Origin of the sequence: Mesorhizobium sp. IMUNJ 23033 (genome assembly GCF_044778005.1) — a bacterium.
Lineage (GTDB): Bacteria > Pseudomonadota > Alphaproteobacteria > Rhizobiales > Rhizobiaceae > Mesorhizobium > Mesorhizobium amorphae_A.
The window spans coordinates 363,940-383,646 of record NZ_JBJACT010000001.1; the positions used below are offsets into that span (position 1 = coordinate 363,940).

Here is a 19,707-nt window from a genome sequence, read left to right on the forward strand (position 1 = left end):
CTGTCGACAAGCAGCGTCGGGACCATTAGAGCGACGTGCGTCCATTTGGACGCACAAAGTACGCTCTAACACTTTTGAATCTACGCATCGTGCTTTCCGAAAATCGGTTCCGATTTTCGGGCCGATACGTTAGGGAGCGGGTTCCAAGAACGGGAAGCGGACATGGCTCAAAAGACCCTGATCGCGCCATCGGTGCTGGCGTCGGATTTCTCGAAGCTCGGCGACGAGGTCGAGGCCGTCGCGGCGGCCGGCGCCGACTGGATCCATCTCGACGTGATGGACGGCCATTTCGTGCCCAACATCACCTTCGGCCCGCCGGTGGTCAAGGCGATCCGCAACCGCACCAAGGCCTTTTTCGACTGCCATCTGATGATCGCGCCGGCCGACCCCTATCTGGCCGCCTTCGCCGAGGCCGGCTGCGACGGCATAACGGTGCATGCCGAGGCCGGACCGCATCTCGACCGCTCGCTGCAGACCATCAGGAACCTCGGCAAGAAGGCCGGCGTGTCGCTCAATCCGGCGACGCCGGAAAGCGCAATCGAATATGTGCTCGACCGGCTCGACCTGATCCTGATCATGACCGTCAATCCGGGTTTTGGCGGCCAGGCCTTCATTCCGGCCGTTGTCGACAAGGTGAAGCGGGTCAAGGCGATGATCGGCAAGCGGCCGATCCGGATCGAGATCGACGGCGGCGTCTCGCCGGAGACGGCGCCCCTGGTCACCGCTGCCGGCGCCGACGTGCTGGTCGCGGGCGCGGCCATCTTCAAGGGCGGCAGCGTCGAAGCCTATCGGGCAAACATCGAGGCGATCAGGACGGCAGCGGACCGCGCCGCCATCTGAAATCGATTGCAGCAAGATTCGACAGCTTCAGCCGGTCCTGACGATGAAACCCGAAATGCTAGGCCAGGCACGGGCTTGGTCGCCAAACTTCCGATTGTAACGGCAAAGGAAACGCGCCAAACGCCTCTTGTTCGGTGTGCGCGGGTTTCTTCGGGACAAAGAGATTTTCCTGACAATAGTTACATTGGCGGATGGGGTACTGCCATCTCTCCTCTTTAAGTCGAATACCGCCATCTTCTGCTTGAGCGTCGAAAGCAGGGCGCGGTATATTACGCGTACGGGATCAATGCTGCTTTGACACAAGAATCCACAACGGGCCCAAGCAGGCAACAGGAGCTATATTGACATACGGAACCGCCGATCTGGGCGATGAAGGGGCCGGACCCAAGAGCACCCTCGCCAGCACGGTCTATCATCAGCTACGCGACGATCTTCTGCGCGGCGTGCTCGAAACCGAAAGCAAGCTTCGGGTCGAGTGGGTGGTTTCGCGGTATGGCGCAGGGGCTTCGCCCGTGCGCGAAGCTCTCAACCGTCTCGCCTCGGAAGGTCTGCTTGGCCGCCACGACCAGCGCGGCTTCTTCCTCATGCCTGTCAGCGCCGAGGAACTGGAGGAGTTGACCCGCACGCGCTGCTGGCTGGAAGAGCGGGGGCTGCGCGAATCGATCGCCCACCGCACGCCGGAATGGGAAGAGCAGCTCGTGCTGGCGCTGCATCGCCTGGCGCGCGCCCCGCGCCGCCTGCCGGACGAGCCCTCGTCGAACAATCCGGACTGGGAAAAGCTGCATCGCTCCTTCCATCGAGCGCTGATTGCAGCCTGCCGGTCGCACTGGCTGGTCGGGTTCTGCGACCAGCTTTCCGATCAAGCCTCCCGCTACCGGCTGATGTCGCAGGTCAGCCCGGCAATCGAACGCGACGATCTCGGCGAGCATCGCCTGATCGGCGAGCGCACGCTGGATGGCGACGCCGACGGCGCGGTCGAAGCCCTGCTCAGCCACTACCGCCTGACGGCGGCCATGTGCATGGAGCGCTTTGCCCAGGACGAACAGGCCAAGGCCGGCAAGGCATCGCGCGGCCGTAAATAGCTTCTCGTCCCGCGCCAAAAATCTGATATTTGCGCTGCTGCAGACGCCATATCAGGGAAAACCATGAGCAATCACCTGTTCGACGCTTTCCGCGCCCGCATGCCCGCGCCCGGGCGGCGGCTGATGGCGACGGATGACGGGCGCTCCATCACCTATGGCGACATGCTGGCCCAGTCGGCGCAGCTGGCGCATGCTCTGGTCCAATTCGGCGCCAGACCGGGCGACCGCGTCGCCGTCCAGGTCGAGAAGAGGCCGGAAGCCATTTTTCTCTACCTTGCCTGCCTGCGCGCCGGTGCCGCCTTCCTGCCGCTCAACACCGCCTACACGCTGGCGGAGCTCGGCTATTTCTTCGGCGATGCCGAACCGCGGCTGGTCGTCTGCGATCCCGCGAAGGCAGCCGATATCGGGCCTCTGGCTGAGAGATCGGGCGCCGCCGTAGCCACGCTTTGCAGCAAGGGCGAAGGTTCACTGACCGAGAGTGCTTCACACCAGCCAAAGGAATTCCACGATGTTGCGCGCGAGCCCGACGATCTGGCGGCTATTCTCTACACGTCAGGCACGACCGGCCGCTCGAAGGGCGCCATGCTCAGCCACGATAACCTTGCCTCGAATGCGCGGGTGCTGGTCGAGCATTGGCGTTTCACCACCGACGACGTGCTGATCCATGCGCTGCCGATTTTCCATACGCACGGCCTGTTCGTCGCCACCAACGTCATCCTGATGGCCGGCGCCTCGATGCTGTTCGAGCAGAAATTCGACGCAGGCCGCATCGTCTCGCTGCTGCCCGGCGCCACGGCGCTGATGGGCGTACCGACCTTCTACGTCAGGCTTTTGCAGCAGGCGGGCCTGGACGGCCAGGCGGCGAAAAACATCCGCCTGTTCATATCCGGGTCGGCGCCGCTTCTGGCCGAGACGCATGCGGCCTGGCGCGAGCGCACCGGCCACGCCATCCTCGAGCGCTACGGCATGACCGAGACCAACATGAACACCTCGAACCCCTATGATGGCGAGCGCCGCGCCGGCACGGTCGGCTTTCCCCTGCCGGGCGTTTCGCTGCGCATCGCCGATCCCGACAGTGGCCGCACACTTTCCCAGGGCGAGGTCGGCATGATCGAGGTCAAGGGTCCGAATGTCTTTGCCGGCTATTGGCGCATGCCGGAGAAGACCAAGGCCGAATTCCGCGACGACGGCTTCTTCATCACCGGCGATCTCGGCCTAGTCGATGCCGATGGCTATGTGCACATCGTCGGGCGCGGCAAGGACCTGATCATTTCCGGCGGCTACAACATCTATCCGAAGGAGATCGAGAGCGAGATCGACGCGCTTGTCGGGGTCAGCGAAAGTGCCGTGATCGGCATTGCCCATCCGGATTTCGGCGAAGGCGTCACGGCGGTCGTGGTGCGGGCACCAGCGTCTGATATCGGCGCCGCCGATATTATCGCGGCGATCGGTGCACGGCTCGCCAAGTACAAACACCCCAAGCGGGTGATCTTCGTCGACGAATTGCCGCGCAACACCATGGGCAAGGTGCAGAAGAATCTTTTACGCGAAACCTACAAGGACATTTTCGCGCCAGCGAAAGCCGGCTCATGAGCTGAATTCGGCCCTGGCATCGAAGCCTGCGCGGGTCAGTTCGGATACAACAGCCCAAAAACATGCTCGGCGATGGCGAGGCTCGAGGTCAGGCCGGGGCTCTCGATGCCGAACAGATTGACGATGGGGCCGGCGCCATGGTCGGCCGGGCCTTGCAGCAGGAAATCGGCGGCCGGCTGGCCCGGACCGGAGAGTTTCGGCCTGACACCGGCATAGGCTGGCAGCAGGGTGTCGTCCGCAAGACCCGGCCAGTAACGCCTGATTTCGCCGTAGAAGGAATCGGCCCTGCCGGGATCGACCGTATAGTCGACATGGTCGATCCATTCGACATCGGGTCCAAAGCGCGCACTGCCGCCGAGATCGAGCGTCAGATGGACGCCAAGGCCGCCGTCGACCGGGACCGGATAGATCAGCCGCGAGAAGGGTGAACGGCCCGAAAGCGCAAAGTAGTTGCCGCGCGCCAGCCATTGCTTGGGAATGAGGCGTTGCGGGAAACCTTCGATGCGCCCGGCCAAGGCCTGCGCGTCAAGGCCTGCGGCGTTGACGAAGGCGCCGGCCTTCAATTCGAACGGCTCACCACTGGTGTCGAGCGTACGGATTTGCACCCCATCGGCACCAGTGACTGCCGCGGCAACCGTGGTCAGGAAAACGAAGGAAGCGCCGGCGGCTTCCGCGTCGCCGCGCAGGGACAGCATCAGCGCGTGGCTGTCGACGATGCCGGTCGAGGGCGACAGCAACGCGCCGGCGCAGGTCAGATGGGGCTCGAGGCTTTCCGCCTCTGCGCGTGTCAGCAATTCGAGATCGGCAACCCCGCTGCGTTGCGCGTTGGCCCGGATCGTCTGCAGCCTGTCGAGCTGCGCCGCTTCGACGGCAACGATCAGCTTGCCGGTGCGGGCATGGCCGATGTTGCGCTCGCGGCAATAGGCATAGAGCCTTTCGCGTCCTTCGACGCAGAGCCGGGCCTTCAGGCTTCCAGGCTTATAGTAGATGCCGGCGTGGATGACTTCCGAATTGCGCGAACTGGTCCCGGTGCCGATGTCTGCGGCCTTTTCGACCACCAGCACCTCGCGGCCGGACAAAGCGAGAGCGCGGGCGACGGCGAGGCCGACGACGCCCGCCCCGGCAACAACGCAATCGACTGTGTGCATCGGTAGGCTTTCAGCGCTAGAGCAATTCCAGGAAAAGTGCGAAACGGTTTTCCCGGGAAAAGCGCGTAGCGCTTTCCCTTGGAATTGCGTCGAAACAAACAGATAGAGCGGTTCTGCGTTTCCGTGAAACGGTGAACCGCTCTAAGTGGCGCTGCTGTCCGTAAACACTTTCGCGCCGTCGATCCAGACGCCCTTGACGTTCAGATCGTCCGACAAGGCGACGATATCGGCCGCGGTGCCGTTGGCGAAACGGCCGAGCCGGTGCGACTGGCCGATCGCCTGCGCCGGATAGAGCGAGGCCATGCGCAACGCCTCCGACAGCTCCAGCCCGACGACACGGTGGACGTATCGAACCGCCGAGATCATGTCGAGATCGGCACCCGCAAGCGTTCCGTCGGCCAGCCGCAGGCTGCCGTCCTTGCGGTAGATGGTGCGGCCGTTCAGCGTGAACGACGTCATGTCGGTGCCGATCGTCGCCATCGCGTCGGTGACTAGCACGATCTTGCCCGGCCCCTGCTTGGCGCGCAGAGCGATCGCCATGGTGGCGGGATCGACATGGATGCCGTCGGCGATGATGCCGGCAAACAATGTGCCGGTGTCGATGGCGGCACCCGCCAGCCCCGGCTCACGGTTGCCGATCTGGCTCATCGCGTTGAACAAATGGGTGACCACCGTCGCGCCGGCAGCGGCGAAGGCGCTCGCCGTGGCGTAGCCGGTGTCGGAGTGGCCGAGGCTGACGACAATGCCGGCCTTGGCCAGCGCAGTGACGCGCGTAGGCTCGACGGATTCAGGCGCGATCGTAGTCAATAGCACCGGCAGACTTTCGCGCGCAGCGATCAGCCCTGCCTGATCCGCGTCGGTCATCGGCCGGATCAGCGCCGGGTCATGCGCACCCTTGCGGGCAACAGACAGATGCGGACCTTCGAGATGCAGGCCCAAAAAGCCCGGCAGCTTCTGCCGCGCGGCCGCGGCACCTGCGGCAACTGCCGCGGCGGTGATGGCGGGCGTGTCGGTGATCAAAGTCGGCAACAGGGCTGTCGTGCCGAAAGGCGCATGCGCCCGGCAGATGGTCTCGATCGAGGCGACATCGGGATGGTCGTTGAGCATGACGCCGCCGCCGCCATTGACCTGCAAATCGACGAAGCCCGGCGCAAGCAGCCCGCCGCCGGTCTCGACTTTGATGACGTCGGACGGAATGGCACCGGCAGGCACGATGGCCTCGACCAGACCGCCCTGCACGACAAGGGCGGCATCCTCGTGCCAGTCGGCGCCGTCAAAGATGCGGGCGCCAGTCAGGGCAAAACGGTCGCTCATACGGTTTCCGTCACTTTGCGCAGATTGCGCGGCGTGTCCGGATCGAGGCCACGATGACGGGCAAAGGCCTCGACGAACATGTAGAAGGAGACGATCAGAGCCAGCGGATCGGTCAGGGGATGGCCGGTGGCGACATGCGGCAGGCGCGTAGCGCGGTTGGCAAGCGCCGAGGTGACGAACACCGGTGCCCCCTTGCCCGCCAGGCTATCGGCGGCCTCGGCCACCGAAGGCTCCGAGGCATCGCGGGCGGCGAGCGCCAGCACCGGGAAGCCCGGTCCGACCAGCGCCAGCGGGCCATGCATGACTTCGGCCGCACTATAGGCCTCGGCATGCATGCCGCAGGTCTCTTTGAATTTCAGCGCCGCCTCGTTGGCCATCGCCGCGGACGGGCCGCGGCCGAGGATGAACAGCGACTTCTGCTTCTCGATCGTCTCGGCCAGCGCGGTCATCCAGTCGCAGGCGATGGCCTTGCGGAAATGCTCGGGCAAGCGGGCGAGTGCTGCCAGCAGCGCATCGTCGCCGGTGGAATGCGCCATCAAGGCGAGACCGGCAACGGCGGAATTGATGAAGGTCTTGGTCGCAGCGACACTGCACTCGGGTCCGGCGAGGATGTCGATCGCATAGTCCGAGGCGCGCGCCAGCGGCGAATCGGCGGTGTTGGTGATGGCGACGGTCAGCGAACCGCCGGCCCGTGCCGCCTGCGCCATGGCGACGATGTCGGGGCTCTTGCCCGACTGCGAGATCGCTAGGCAGGCCGAACCGGCAAGCCTGAGCTTGGCGCCATAGATAGAGGCGATCGACGGGCCCACGGAAGCGACCGCAAGGCCGGCGGTCAGTTCGACGGCATATTTCATGAAGGTGGCGGCATGGTCGGACGAACCGCGCGCCACTGTGACGACGAAGCTCGGATCGCGCTCCCGAATGCCGCGCCCGGCTTCGGTCAGCACCGCCGCCGAGCCGTCGAGCAGTCGGGCGGTGGCTTCCGGGATCTCCTCGATCTCGCGTCGCATATGGGTGGTTGATGTTGTGCTCATGGCCGGCCCTCTTCGCCCGGCCCGCTCAGCCGGAGTTCGGCGACGAAATCATAGGCGTCGCCCCTGTAGATGGAGCGGGTGAATTCGATCACCTTGCCGCTCGCCAGATAGGAAATACGTTCAATGTGCAGTCCGGCAATGCCTGGCGGCACTTCGAGCAGGCGCGCGTCGCTGTCGCCGAGATTGGCGGCCGAGATGCGCTGCACCGCCCGCACCGGCCGATTGCCGGATGTTTCCAGCGCCGCGTAGAGCGACGAGCCGATTGCCTCCGGGTCGGGTAGCACGCTGGCCGACAGCGAGGCGCGCTCGATTGCCAGCGGCGTGTCGTTGGCAATGCGCAGGCGCGCCACGCGCGCCACAAGTTCGCTCGACGACAGGCCAAGCACCATCATCTCGTCGGGCGAGGGCGCATAGAGGCCGCGGTCGAGCCAGGCCGAACGCACCGCCATGCCGCGCCGCGCCATGTCCTCGGTGAACGAGGTCAGCCGCGACAGCGACTGCTCGACGCGCTCCATGCGCGGCGCGACGAAAGTGCCGGAGCCGTGGCGCTGGACGAGGATGCCGCCCTTGACCAGGTCCTGCACCGCCTTGCGCACGGTAACGCGCGAAATGTCGGCCTTGCTGGCGATGTCGCGTTCGGACGGCAGCGCGTCGCCGGGTCCGATCAACCCGCGGTTGACCGCGTCCTCGATGCTCTTCCTGAGCTGCAGATAGAGCGGGGCGCCGCTTTGCGACGACTCCTTCAGCATGGCGAAGATCTGGTCGGCCGCGTTCATCCGGCCGTCTCCGCGGCATTGGCGAAAATGCGCACCGCCATCTGCACCGCGCCACCCAGCGCATCGTCGAGCGGCGGCTTGAGCAGCGCCTGGTAGCGCGCCGACAGGCGCGGCGCATAGAGCGGCGCCAGCCCGCCGAGCAGGCAGAGCGGCGTACCGCTCGAGAGATCGAGCGCGCCGAGCGAGGCCTCGACATCGGCGATTGCCTTGTCGAGGATCCAGTTGGCGACGATGTCGCCCTTGGCGGCGTGATCGAAGACCTTGGGCGCGAAGCCGCCGAAATCGCCAGGCTTGGCGTTGGTGGTGAACTCGACCACGTCTTCCGGATTGTTGCGGAAGACCGCGAGCATGGCGTCTGTCAAGGGCGAGGCCGGTCGAATGCCATCATAGGCGAGCAGCGTTTGTTCGAGCAGGTCGCGGCCGATGCGCGCGCCGCTGCCCTGGTCGCCGACCTGGAAACCCCAGCCACCGATGGCGCGCGACCTGCCGTTCTTGCGCGCCATATACGCAGTGCCGGTGCCGAGGATGGCCATGGCGCCGTCGCCGGAGCCAACCGCGCCCTCCAGCGCGATCTCGGCATCGGTCTCGACGCGGCTTTGGCTGAACGGCAGGATCGCCTCGAGCTGCTGTCTGTAAGTGCCAACATTAGCGCCGGCGAGGCCGAGAATGGCGGGGGTCTGCGGGATCAGTTCCGGATTCTGTCCGGCAGCAATGAACGCCTGCCGGGCCGCCTCGACGATGTTGGTCCGGGCGCCGGTGAGGTCGGTGCGGATGTTGGCGGCGCCGCTCTTGGCGCGGCCGACGACCGTGCCACCCGCTGTCGCAAGGGCTACCCTGCAGCTGGTGCCGCCGCCATCGATGCCAAGCACGAAATTCACGCGATTTCTCCTCCAAGCGAATAATACCAATAAAATACCAATAGCCAAGAGTTAATTTCGGTTTCAAAAAGATTAAGACGTATTTTATTGAAAAATCTAGGTAATTTGCCGGCGAGTGAATTTTGCGGCTGCGATTTCGTTAATGCGTGTGGACAAGTGGTATTTTTTTGGTATTGTTTTGCGAGTTGGAGGGAATTGCATGGCCGAGAAGCGCACGGAAGCGCATCATCAGAACGCCGAGGGACTGGACATCCAGGCCCCGGACGCCATCCTTTCCTTCTTGGCCGACGCACAGATCGAGGCCGCCAGGGCCGTGCGCGGCGCCATTCCCGCCATCGCCAACGCTGCCGAGATCATCGCCGGCCGGCTGGCAGGCGGCGGCAAGCTTGCCTATGCGGCAGCCGGCAGCTCGGGCCTGATGGCAGTGGCCGATGCCCTGGAATTGCCGGGCACCTTCGGCATTGCGCGTGACCGCATCGCCATCCTGATCGCCGGCGGCGAAGAAGCCTTCAAGACACTGGCCGGCGGGCCGGAGGACGACACCGACGAAGCCTCGACTGCGGTTGCCAATGCCGATATCGGCGCGGGCGACTGCCTGATCGCCATTTCGGCCAGCGGCTCGACGCCCTATGCGGTCAGGGCGCTGGAGGATGCGCGCAGCCGCGGTGCCGCGACCGTCGCCATCGCCAACAACAAGGACACGCCGCTGCTCAAGCTGGCCGATGTCGCCATCCTGCTCGAGACGCCGCCAGAGCTGATTGCCGGCTCGACCCGCATGGGCGCCGGCACCGCGCAGAAGATCGCGCTCAACATGCTGTCGACGCTCACCGCCATTCATCTCGGCCATGTCCATGACGGCTACATGGTCAATCTCACCGCCGACAACATCAAGCTGCGCGATCGCGCGGCACGCATCGTCGCCGCCATCAGCGGGCGCGGCAGGGACGATGCGGCGCGCCTGCTCGAAATGAGCGGCGGCGTTGTCAAGACAGCCATTCTGCTCGCCGCCGGCGCCGCCAACGCCGATGCGGCCGAGAAGATACTGGAAAGAACCGGCCACAAGCTGCGGCCGGCGCTTTCCGCGATCGAGGGGAGCAAGGGGCCGCAAGCCTCTGTTCTCATCAAAACCGAACCTGAAAAAGGTCAACAGGGAGACTGAGCATGACAACGAAACTACTGACGGCCCTTCTTCTCGGCACCAGCATTCTCGGCACCGCCGGGGTGGCTTATGCCGACGACGTAACGCTCAACATCGAAAGCTGGCGCGGCGACGACCTTGCCATCTGGAAGGACAAGCTGATCCCGGCCTTCGAAGCCAAGAACCCCGGCATCAAGGTGGTGTTCGCACCGTCTGCGCCGACCGAATATGACGCCGCACTCGGCGCCAAGCTCGCCGCCGGCTCGGCGGGCGACCTGATCACCTGCCGCCCGTTCGACAAGTCGCTTGAACTCTACAAGAAGGGCAACCTCGCCGATCTGTCGGCGCTGCCGGGCATGGAGAATTTCTCCCCCGTGGCCAAGGCCGCCTGGCAGACCGACGACGGCAAGGCGACATTCTGCGTGCCGATGGCCTCGGTCATCCACGGCTTCATCTACAACAAGGACGCCTTCGACAAGCTCGGCATCAAGGTGCCGGAGACTCGTGACGAATTCTTCGCCGCGCTCGACAAGATCAAGGCCGACGGCACCTACATCCCGATGGCGATGGGCACCAAGGATCTCTGGGAAGCAGCGACCATGGGCTACCAGAACATCGGCCCGAACTACTGGAAGGGCGAGGATGGCCGTACAGCGCTCATCAAGGGCGAGCAGAAGCTGACCGACAAGGACTGGGTGGCGCCGTATGAAGAACTTGCCAAGTGGAAGCCTTATCTTGGCGACGGCTTCGAGGCGCAGACCTACCCGGACAGCCAGAACCTGTTCACGCTCGGCCGCGCCGCCATCTACCCGGCCGGCTCGTGGGAAATCGCGCTGTTCAACACCCAGGCGCAGTTCAAGATGGGCGCCTTCCCGCCGCCGGTCGAGAAGGCCGGCGACGCCTGCTACATCTCGGACCACACCGACATCGGCATCGGCCTGAATGCGGCCTCGAAGAATGCGGATGCGGCCAAGACCTTCCTGACCTGGGTCGCCTCGCCGGATTTCGCCACCATCTATGCCAATGCGTTGCCGGGCTTCTTCAGCCTGAACTCGGCGCCAGTGAAGATGGAAGACCCGCTGGCCCAGGAATTCGTCTCCTGGCGCGACAAGTGCAAGTCGACGATCCGCTCGACCTACCAGATCCTGGGCCGCGGTACGCCGAACCTCGAAAACGAGACCTGGGTTGAATCGGCCAACGTCATCAACGGCACCGACACGCCGGAAGCGGCCGCCAAGAAGCTGCAGGACGGTCTCGACAGCTGGTACAAGCCGGCAAAGTAAGAGCTCAGGCAACGGGCCGGCCGGGCACATGCCCGGCCGGCATTCGAAAAGCGTCTGTTTTGAGATTGCGATTGTCGGCCCTGCCTCTCAGCCTTACCCTCGCTTTGCGGGGAAGGCGAAGCTGACGTGTCGCAAGCCTCCATTCTTGGAGGCAGGCCGTGCATCGAGGCATCATCTAGCATCGCATCACCTGGAACCGAGAGACGGCGGGGACCGAACTCATGGCCGCACAAACACGACCCAAACGACCGTTCCGCTGGCACATCGGAATCTTCCTGGCGCCGGCGGTGCTGGTCTATACGGCGATCATGATCCTGCCGCTGGCCGGCACGCTGCAGCTGTCGCTGTTCCGCAACATCGAGCAGTCCCAGGTGTTCGTCGGGCTTGAGAACTTCCGCACCCTGTTCGGTAACCCCAACTGGTCCGTGGGCTTCTGGAATGCGCTGCGCAACAACGTCTGGTTCTTCATCATCCACATGCTGGTGCAGAACCCGATCGGCGTCCTGCTGGCGGCGCTGCTATCCAGTCCCAGGCTCAGGTTCTCCGCCTTCTACCGCACGGCGATCTTCGTGCCGACCATCCTGTCCTTCGTCATCGTCGGCTTCGCCTGGAAGCTGATCCTGTCGCCGCTGTGGGGCGTGGCGCCGCATATGCTCGACCTGATCGGCCTGAAAAGCCTGTTCACGCCGTGGCTCGGCAAGGAAGAATACGCGCTGACCGCGCTCAGCCTGATCTCGGTGTGGCAGTTCGTCGGCATCCCGATGATGCTGATCTATGCCGCCCTGCTGTCGATCCCCGATGAGGTGCTCGAGGCGGCCGAATGTGACGGCATCACCGGCATGTCGCAGTTCTGGAAGATCAAGCTGCCGCTGATTCTGCCGTCGATCGGCATCATCTCGATCCTGACCTTCGTCGGCAATTTCAACGCCTTCGACCTGATCTACACCGCGCAAGGCGCGCTGGCCGGACCGAACTATTCGACCGACATCCTCGGCACCTTCCTCTATCGCGCCTTCTTCGGCTTCCAGCTGCAAATCGGCGACCCCAACATGGGCGCGGCGATCGCCACCATGATGTTCCTGATCATCCTCGGCGGTGTCTGCATCTATCTCTTCCTCGTGCAGACGCGCCTGCGTCGCTACCAGTTCTGAGGGGGCGAGAAATGAGCACCGCAACCCGTTCGCTGCCCCGCACCATCGGCGCCCACGCGATCCTGCTGACCTATACGGCGATCGCGCTGTTCCCGGTGATCCTGGTCATCATGAATTCGTTTAAATCCCGCGCGGGCATCTTCGGCGCGCCGCTGACGCCGCCGACGCCGAAGACCTTCGACCTGATCGGCTACACCACGGTGATCGGCCAGGGCGACTTCGTTCACTATTTCCAGAACAGCCTCGTCGTCACCGTCGCTTCGCTGTTCTTCGTGCTGCTGTTCGGCGCCATGGCCGCCTTTGCACTGTCGGAATACCGCTTTCGTGGCAATACGCTGATGGGGCTTTATCTGGCGCTCGGCATCATGATCCCGATCCGCCTCGGCACCGTCGCCATCCTGCAATTGATGGTGGCGAGCGGGCTGGTCAACACGCTGACGGCGCTGATCCTAGTCTACACCGCGCAAGGCCTGCCGCTTGCCGTCTTCATCCTGTCGGAATTCATGAAGCAGGTGTCCGACGATTTGAAGAATGCCGGCCGCATCGACGGCCTGTCGGAATACACGATCTTCTTCCGGCTCGTGCTGCCGTTGGTCAGGCCATCGATGGCGACGGTCGCCGTCTTCACCATGATCCCGATCTGGAACGATTTGTGGTTCCCGTTGATCCTGGCGCCGTCGGAAGAGACCAAGACAGTAACGCTCGGTGCGCAGCTCTTCCTCGGCCAGTTCGTCACCAACTGGAACGCCATCCTGGCAGCCCTGTCGCTGGCGATCATGCCGGTGCTGATCCTCTACGTCATCTTCTCGCGGCAGCTGATCCGCGGCATCACGTCTGGAGCCGTCAAGTGAGTTCGCAAAAACCCCTTCGCGTTGTCGTCGCCGGCCTCGGCAATATGGGCCGCAGCCATGCGCTGGCCTATCACACCAATCCGGGTTTCGATATCGCGGCACTGGTCAACCGCTCCGACGTGCCGCTGCCGGAAGGGCTTGCCGGCTACGGCATCAGGCGCTCATTCGACGAGGCGCTGCGCGACGAAAAGCCAGATGTCGCCTGCATCGCCACCTATTCGGACAGCCATGCCGACTATGCGGTGCGGGCCATCGAGGCGGGTTGCCACGTCTTTGTCGAAAAGCCGCTGGCAACGACGGTCGCCGATGCCGAGCGTGTCGTCGCCGCCGCCAAGGCCAACGGCAAAAAGCTGGTGATCGGCTACATCCTTCGCCATCATCCGTCCTGGATCCGGCTGATCGCCGAGGCACGCAGGCTCGGTGGCCCCTACGTGTTCCGCATGAACCTCAACCAGCAATCCTCGGGCCATACCTGGGGCACGCACAAGCAGTTGATGCAGACGACCTCGCCAATCGTCGACTGCGGCGTGCACTATCTTGATGTGATGCTGCAGATCACCGACGCCAGGCCGGTCGAGGTGCGCGGCATGGGGGTGCGGTTGACCGAAGAGGTCGCGCCGATGATGTACAATTACGGCCATCTGCAGGTGCTGTTCGATGACGGCTCGGTCGGCTGGTACGAGGCCGGCTGGGGGCCGATGATTTCGGAGACCGCCTTTTTCGTGAAGGACGTCATCTCGCCGAACGGCTGCGTGTCGATCGTCATGAAAGAGGGCGTCAAATCCGATGACATCGACACCCACACCAAGACCTCGACCATCCGCCTGCACAATGCCGCGACCGGGCCGGACGGCAAGTTCGCCAGGCCCGACGAGATGCTGTCGATGGAAGGCGAGCCGGGCCACCAGGACCTGTGCGATCTCGAACAAGCCTTTGTGCTCAGAGCGATCCGCGAGGATCTCGATCTCAACAGGCATATGGACGACGCGGTCAAGTCGCTCGCCGTCTGCCTTGCCGCCGACGAGAGCGTGCGCAGCGGCGCCGCCGTCAAACTCTAAAAGCTAGGAACCAATATTGTGGGCTCGCTGAAGATCGAGAATGTGAAGAAGGCTTTCGGGCCGGTCGAGGTGCTGAAGGGCATCAACCTCGAAGTGACGGACGGCGAGTTCGTGGTCTTCGTCGGCCCGTCCGGCTGCGGGAAGTCGACGCTGCTCAGGGTCATCGCCGGGCTGGAGGATTCGACCTCGGGCCGTGTCGTGATCGACGGCGAGGACGTATCCGTTACACCGCCGGCCAAGCGCGGCATCGCCATGGTGTTCCAGACCTATGCGCTCTACCCGCATCTGACGGTGAAGAACAATATGGGTCTAGGGCTGAAGCAGGCCAGCACGCCGGCGGCCGAGATCGATCGCCGCATCGGCATTGCCTCCTCCATGCTATCGCTGGAGCCCTATCTCGAAAGGCGGCCCGCCGAACTCTCCGGCGGCCAGCGCCAGCGCGTCGCCATCGGCCGCGCGGTGGTGCGCGAGCCGAAGCTGTTTCTCTTCGACGAGCCGCTGTCCAATCTCGACGCCGCACTGCGCGTCAACACCCGGCTGGAGATCGCGCAGCTGCATCGCCGGCTGAAGGCAACGATGGTCTACGTCACCCACGACCAGGTCGAGGCGATGACGCTGGCCGACAAAATCGTGGTGCTGAATGCCGGCAGGATCGAGCAAATCGGCGGCCCGATGGAACTCTACAATTCGCCGGCAAATGAATTCGTCGCCGGCTTCATCGGCTCGCCGAAGATGAATTTCATCGACGGCGCGAGGCTGGGCGAGACGGCCAAGACCATCGGTGTCAGGCCGGAACACCTGACCGTAGACACGAAATCCGGCGCCTGGAAGGGCACGGTGGTGCATGCCGAGCATCTCGGCGCCGACACCAATCTCTATCTCGACTGCGAAAAGGCCGGGCTGATCACGGTGCGCATCTTCGGCGTCTACAATGCCGAACCGGGTGCGACGCTTTACGCGACGCCGGACCCGGCGAAGACCTATCGGTTTGGGGCCGATGGCAGAGTCTTAAAATAACTTTGCCAACGAAGGCTGGCGCCGCCCCTCATTGCCCTGCCGGGCATTTCTCCCCATAAACGGGGAGAAATAAGCTGGCCGCATCCTCGGCGCTTATTCTGCAACGTTGGTGTTTGGCGAACGCTGCGATAATAGCGTCCTTCTCCCCGTTTACGGGGAGAAGATGGCGACAGCCAGATGAGGGGCGGCGCAGCCCTTCGTTTTGATTCGCCTATTCGTCCGCCTTGAACGTCTGCTTCTGCTGGCCAAGCCCCTCAATGCCAAGCTCGACCACATCACCCGCCTTGAGGAACACCGGCGGCTTCATGCCCAGTCCGACGCCGGGCGGCGTGCCGGTGGAGATGATGTCGCCGGGATGCAGCGACATGAACTGGCTGAGGTAGGAGACCAGATAGGCGACGCCGTAGACCATGGTCTTGGTCGAGCCGTTCTGCATCGTCTTGCCGTTGACCGTCAGCCACATCTTGATGTTCTGCGGGTCGGCCACCTCGTCCTTGGTTACCAGCCAGGGGCCGATCGGGCCGAAAGTGTCGCAGGACTTGCCCTTGGTCCACTGGCCCTGACGCTCGGCCTGGAAGGCGCGCTCGGACACGTCATGCGAGACGCAATAGCCGGCAACATAATCCAGTGCTTCTGCTTCGCTGACATATTTCGCCGTCTTGCCGATGACCACGCCGAGCTCAACCTCCCAGTCGGTCTTTACCGAGCCGCGCGGGATGAGCACGTCATCATCCGGTCCAACGATGGCCGAGCTTGCCTTCATGAAGATGATCGGCTCCGGCGGCACGGCGGCGCCGGTCTCGGCGGCGTGATCGGAATAGTTCAGCCCGATGCAGATAAACTTTCCCGTACCGGCAACGCAGGCGCCGATGCGTGGGCTACCGGAAACCGCCGGCAGTGATTTCGGGTCGAGCTTCGACAGCATGTCCAGCGAGGCCGGATGGAGCACCGTGCCGGCGATGTCGGCGACATAAGCGGAGAGGTCGCGGATCGTCCCATCCGCATCGAGCAGGCCGGGGCGTTCGCTCCCCACCTCGCCATAGCGCAGCAGTTTCATGCAGTCCTTCTCCTGATTGCGGCCAGAGGCCGTTTGCAAACTCGCTCCGCCGAGGTGACGATATGGTTTTTTAGAAACCGGGCGGAACGTAACGAATGGACCTATCCCGGGGCAAGCGCGGAAGCAGCCCCAGATGGCCTGGGGACCATGTTTTTCAGACTGTCAGATCGACCAGCCACCGTCGATATTGTAGGCCTGCCCCGACGTATAGGTGGCGCCGGCCAGATAGACGGCGAGATCGGCAATTTCCTCCGGCCTGCCGAGACGGCCCATAGGCTGCCGGGCGATGAAGGCGGCGCGGGCGGCTTCGTAGTCGCCCTGCGCGTGCATGCGGTCATGCAGCGACGGGCTTTCGACGGTGCCGGGGCAGATGGCGTTGCAGCGTATGCCCTTGCCGACATAGTCGGCGGCGATCGCCTTGGTCAGGCCGATGACCGCAGCCTTGGTGACACCATAAGCGAAACGGTTGGGCACACCTTTGCCGGCGCCGGCGACCGAAGACATGTTGACGATCGATCCGCCGCCACGCTCCAGCATTCCCGGCAGCACGGCGCGGATGGTGCGGATCATCGCGCGTACATTGAGGTTGAAGGCGAAGTCGAGATCGGCGTCCGCCATTTCAAGGATCGAGCCGGAATGGACGAAACCGGCGCAATTGAACAGCACATCGACAGGGCCGATCTCGGCGAAGCCCGATTTCACCGCCTCGTCGTTCAGCACATCGAGCTTGCGGGTGTTGATCCCGCTTGTCTTGCCGAGCTCGGCCAGCAGCACCTCGTTGATGTCGGTGGCGTGCACCACCGCACCCGCCTTGGCGAAGGCCAGCGCACTTGCCCGGCCGATGCCTTGCGCCGCTGCGGTGACGACAACGACCTTGCCCGCCAGATCCGCCATGCTGTTCTCCTCGACTGTCTATCGCCGCCCGGATTTCTAAGGGCATTCGGCCAAGGTGCAATGTGCCAGGCAGGCACTATCGTGCCGCCTGTGCGGACGCTTACCTGCAGGCCAATTGTTTTTTCTCGTTAAAGAACATCCAATGACCCGTCAAGTCCGAACGTCGCCACAGGTCGCTCGCGCGGACTGTCAGTCGCCGTAGGGCACCCAGACGTTCTTGGCCTCGACGGCACGGCGCAGGAAGGCGTCCCCCGCGGCGTCCGCCGAAGCCCAGTCGAGGCTGCGCCCATTGCCCGTCCAGACGCGCTTGAGGTTGCCGATCGAGTCGGCTTCGGCTTTCGCACAAGTCTCGGCATCGGCGAACACCCAGAGACCGTCGACATCGTCATGCTTGGCCAGCACGCTGGCAAGCTCGGCGCTGCGGCCGGTGACGATGTTGATGGCGCCGGCTGGAACGTCGGAATACTCGATGACTTGATAGAGATCGGTGGCAAGCAGCGGGTATTTTTCCGATGGCACCGCCACCACCGTATTGCCCATGGCGAGCGCCGGAGCAACCAGCGAGATCAGGCCGAGCAAGGGCGCCGCGTCGGGCGCGACAATGCCGACGACGCCGACCGGCTCGTGCAGGGCAAGGGCCACGGCGCGGGCAGGCGGCTGGTGCACGCGGCCCTCGAACTTGTCGGCGAGGCCGCCATAGAGGAACAGCCGCTCGATCGACTGCTCGACCTCCTCGCGCGCAGCTTTTGCGGTGACGCCAGTGAGCTGGACGAGGCGGGAGGCGAACTCGTTAGCGCGGCCGGCAAGGTTCTCGGCCAGATAGTAGAGCACCTGGCTACGGTTATAGGCGGTCGCGTCCGGCCAGCCCTTGCAGGCGCGGGCAGCCGAGACGGCGTCGCGAATATCCTTGCGGTTGCCGAGACCGACCTCGCCGGCAAGCTTGCCCTTGGCAGTGGCAATGCCAAGCGAATAGTTACCGTCCGGCCTGACCTGCTTGCCGCCGATGAACAATTTTGCCGTGCGGTCGATCGCGTCGCCTTCCGATTGCTCGACAGGCTGCGCGGAAGATGTCGCCGGTTTGATCACCGGGCCGAGCGGCAGTTTCGCCGTCAGATACTCAAACATGCCCTCGCGGCCGCCTTCACGGCCGAAGCCGCTCTCGCGATAGCCGCCGAAGCCGCAGGCGGCGTCGAACATGTTGGTGCCGTTGACCCAGACGACGCCGGCCCTCAGCTGTGGCGCGACATGCAGGGCCAGATTGACATTCTCGCTCCACACCGAAGCGGCCAGGCCGTAACGTGTGTTGTTGGCGAGCTCGATCGCTTCCTCGGTGTTGCGGAAGGTCATGGTGGCCAGCACCGGGCCGAACACCTCCTCCTGCGCCAAGATATTAGCCGGAGAAACACCAGTCGCGAGCGTCGGCAAATGGTAGTAGCCGGAGGACGGCAGTGCCGCGTCCGGCTGCCAGCAGACGGCGCCCTGTTTTGCCCCTTCAGCAACCAGTCCCTTGACGCGCTCCAACTGCGTGAGGTCGACCAGCGGGCCGATATCGGTGTTCTTGTCGAGCGGACTACCGACGCGCAGTCGGCCCATTCTGGTCTTGACCTTGGCGATCAACGCATCGGCGACGCCTTCCTGCACCAGCAGGCGAGAGCCGGCGCAGCAGACCTGGCCCTGGTTGAACCAGATGCCGTCGACCAGGCCTTCGACAGCGCTGTCGAGATCGGCATCCTCGAAGACGACGAAGGCCGACTTGCCGCCGAGCTCCAGCGACAGTTTTTTCCCCGACCCTGCCGTAGCCTTCCTGATGATCTTGCCGACCTCGGACGAGCCGGTGAAGGCGATTTTCTGGATGCCGGGATGGTTGACGATGGCCGCACCGGCCTCCGGTCCGCCCTGGATGATGTTGACGACGCCCTTCGGTACCCCGGCGCGTTCGCAGATTTCGGCGAACAGGATGGCGGTCAGCGGCGTGAACTCGGCCGGCTTCAGCACCACCGTGCAGCCGGCGGCCAGTGCCGGCGCGATCTTCCAGGCCAGCATCAGCAGCGGAAAATTCCACGGGATGATCTGGCCGACGACGCCGACGCCCTTATGGTCGGGGAAATCCTTGTCCAGCGCCTGCGCCCAGCCGGCATGGTGGATGAAATGACGGATCGCCAAAGGCACGTCGATATCGCGGCTCTCGCGGATCGGCTTGCCATTGTCGATCGATTCCAGCACCGCGAACAGGCGCTGATGGCGCTGCATGGCGCGGCCGATGGCGTAAAGCACCTTGGCTCGGTTGTAGCCGGAGGAAGCGCTCCATTTTGGCAGTGCCTTGGCGGCCGCAGCCACCGCGGCGTCGATATCGGCTGCACCCGCATCCGAGACTTTTGCGAGCAGCTTGCCGGAAGCGGGATCGCTGGTGTCGAAGGTCCTGCCGCTGCCCGCCGCCTTCCACTCGCCGCCGATGAACAGCGCCTTGCCGAAATCTCGCGCGGCAAGCCACGCATCCGCCTCGTTGCGGGCCTCCGGCGCCGGGCCGTACTCCATGGCGTGATAGCGTTCGAGAATGTTCATCGGGCGTCTCCGCTAGGAGGAAATTTGTTCT

Annotated in this window: 17 protein-coding genes; 9 read left to right on the plus strand and 8 right to left on the minus strand. The window is 64.0% G+C overall.

Annotated features, from left to right (window positions below; translation table 11 throughout):
• Positions 1 to 162: 162 nt before the first annotated feature.
• The 3 genes from rpe to ACFX5Q_RS01785 all read left to right on the plus strand — a co-directional run bounded on the left by rpe (position 163) and on the right by ACFX5Q_RS01785 (position 3,515).
• Positions 163 to 840 carry a ribulose-phosphate 3-epimerase gene (gene rpe / locus ACFX5Q_RS01775; protein ID WP_006202308.1) on the plus strand — a complete coding sequence of 226 codons (678 nt, stop codon included), beginning with the start codon at positions 163 to 165 and terminating at the stop codon, positions 838 to 840.
• A gap of 341 nt (positions 841 to 1,181) precedes the next feature.
• Positions 1,182 to 1,922, plus strand: coding sequence for a GntR family transcriptional regulator (locus ACFX5Q_RS01780; RefSeq protein ID WP_404274891.1), 741 nt, complete (start codon positions 1,182 to 1,184; stop codon positions 1,920 to 1,922).
• A 63-nt stretch (positions 1,923 to 1,985) separates the two neighbouring features.
• Positions 1,986 to 3,515, plus strand: coding sequence for a malonyl-CoA synthase (locus ACFX5Q_RS01785; RefSeq protein ID WP_404274893.1), 1,530 nt, complete (start codon positions 1,986 to 1,988; stop codon positions 3,513 to 3,515).
• A 35-nt stretch (positions 3,516 to 3,550) separates the two neighbouring features.
• Here the strand turns inward: ACFX5Q_RS01785 and ACFX5Q_RS01790 are convergent, their stop codons facing one another.
• The 5 genes from ACFX5Q_RS01790 to ACFX5Q_RS01810 form a co-directional block, all read right to left on the minus strand.
• Entirely contained in the window at positions 3,551 to 4,663 is a 1,113-nt protein-coding gene (locus tag ACFX5Q_RS01790) for an NAD(P)/FAD-dependent oxidoreductase (RefSeq protein WP_404274895.1), read from the minus strand.
• A 141-nt stretch (positions 4,664 to 4,804) separates the two neighbouring features.
• The gene (gene nagA, locus ACFX5Q_RS01795) at positions 4,805 to 5,977 is read right to left on the minus strand and encodes an N-acetylglucosamine-6-phosphate deacetylase (protein WP_404274897.1); all 1,173 of its coding nucleotides are present in this window, start codon (positions 5,975 to 5,977) and stop codon (positions 4,805 to 4,807) included.
• Complete coding sequence (locus tag ACFX5Q_RS01800) at positions 5,974 to 7,011, minus strand: SIS domain-containing protein (protein ID WP_404274898.1); 1,038 nt, start codon at positions 7,009 to 7,011, stop codon at positions 5,974 to 5,976. The genes nagA and ACFX5Q_RS01800 overlap by 4 nt, the downstream gene beginning before the upstream one ends.
• Complete coding sequence (locus ACFX5Q_RS01805; RefSeq protein WP_006202301.1) at positions 7,008 to 7,787, minus strand: GntR family transcriptional regulator; 780 nt, start codon at positions 7,785 to 7,787, stop codon at positions 7,008 to 7,010. Before ACFX5Q_RS01805 ends, ACFX5Q_RS01800 begins: the two co-directional genes overlap by 4 nt.
• Complete coding sequence (locus tag ACFX5Q_RS01810; protein WP_404274900.1) at positions 7,784 to 8,665, minus strand: BadF/BadG/BcrA/BcrD ATPase family protein; 882 nt, start codon at positions 8,663 to 8,665, stop codon at positions 7,784 to 7,786. The genes ACFX5Q_RS01805 and ACFX5Q_RS01810 overlap by 4 nt, the downstream gene beginning before the upstream one ends.
• A 199-nt stretch (positions 8,666 to 8,864) precedes the next feature.
• On the opposite strand from ACFX5Q_RS01810, the gene ACFX5Q_RS01815 reads away from it, so the two are divergent.
• The 6 genes from ACFX5Q_RS01815 (at position 8,865) to ACFX5Q_RS01840 (ending at position 15,163) form a co-directional block, all read left to right on the plus strand.
• Positions 8,865 to 9,824, plus strand: coding sequence for an N-acetylmuramic acid 6-phosphate etherase (locus tag ACFX5Q_RS01815; protein ID WP_404274902.1), 960 nt, complete (start codon positions 8,865 to 8,867; stop codon positions 9,822 to 9,824).
• Between the two features lie 2 nt (positions 9,825 to 9,826).
• Entirely contained in the window at positions 9,827 to 11,086 is a 1,260-nt protein-coding gene (locus ACFX5Q_RS01820) for an ABC transporter substrate-binding protein (RefSeq protein ID WP_404274904.1), read from the plus strand.
• A 221-nt stretch (positions 11,087 to 11,307) separates the two neighbouring features.
• Complete coding sequence (locus tag ACFX5Q_RS01825) at positions 11,308 to 12,237, plus strand: carbohydrate ABC transporter permease (RefSeq protein WP_404274905.1); 930 nt, start codon at positions 11,308 to 11,310, stop codon at positions 12,235 to 12,237.
• Positions 12,238 to 12,248: 11 nt separating this feature from the next.
• Complete coding sequence (locus ACFX5Q_RS01830) at positions 12,249 to 13,088, plus strand: carbohydrate ABC transporter permease (protein WP_404274906.1); 840 nt, start codon at positions 12,249 to 12,251, stop codon at positions 13,086 to 13,088.
• Positions 13,085 to 14,146 (plus strand): Gfo/Idh/MocA family protein, encoded by a 1,062-nt coding sequence (locus ACFX5Q_RS01835; RefSeq protein WP_404274907.1) that lies wholly within the window; start codon positions 13,085 to 13,087, stop codon positions 14,144 to 14,146. Before ACFX5Q_RS01830 ends, ACFX5Q_RS01835 begins: the two co-directional genes overlap by 4 nt.
• 18 nt (positions 14,147 to 14,164) lie before the next feature.
• The gene (locus tag ACFX5Q_RS01840) at positions 14,165 to 15,163 is read left to right on the plus strand and encodes an ABC transporter ATP-binding protein (protein WP_404274909.1); all 999 of its coding nucleotides are present in this window, start codon (positions 14,165 to 14,167) and stop codon (positions 15,161 to 15,163) included.
• A 211-nt stretch (positions 15,164 to 15,374) separates the two neighbouring features.
• On the opposite strand, the gene ACFX5Q_RS01845 is transcribed toward ACFX5Q_RS01840, so the two are convergent.
• The 3 genes from ACFX5Q_RS01845 to ACFX5Q_RS01855 all read right to left on the minus strand — a co-directional run bounded on the left by ACFX5Q_RS01845 (position 15,375) and on the right by ACFX5Q_RS01855 (position 19,676).
• Positions 15,375 to 16,220 carry a fumarylacetoacetate hydrolase family protein gene (locus ACFX5Q_RS01845; RefSeq protein ID WP_404274911.1) on the minus strand — a complete coding sequence of 282 codons (846 nt, stop codon included), beginning with the start codon at positions 16,218 to 16,220 and terminating at the stop codon, positions 15,375 to 15,377.
• A gap of 162 nt (positions 16,221 to 16,382) precedes the next feature.
• Positions 16,383 to 17,114 (minus strand): SDR family oxidoreductase, encoded by a 732-nt coding sequence (locus ACFX5Q_RS01850; protein WP_404274913.1) that lies wholly within the window; start codon positions 17,112 to 17,114, stop codon positions 16,383 to 16,385.
• A gap of 189 nt (positions 17,115 to 17,303) precedes the next feature.
• Entirely contained in the window at positions 17,304 to 19,676 is a 2,373-nt protein-coding gene (locus ACFX5Q_RS01855) for an aldehyde dehydrogenase family protein (protein WP_404274915.1), read from the minus strand.
• Positions 19,677 to 19,707 lie beyond the last annotated feature (31 nt).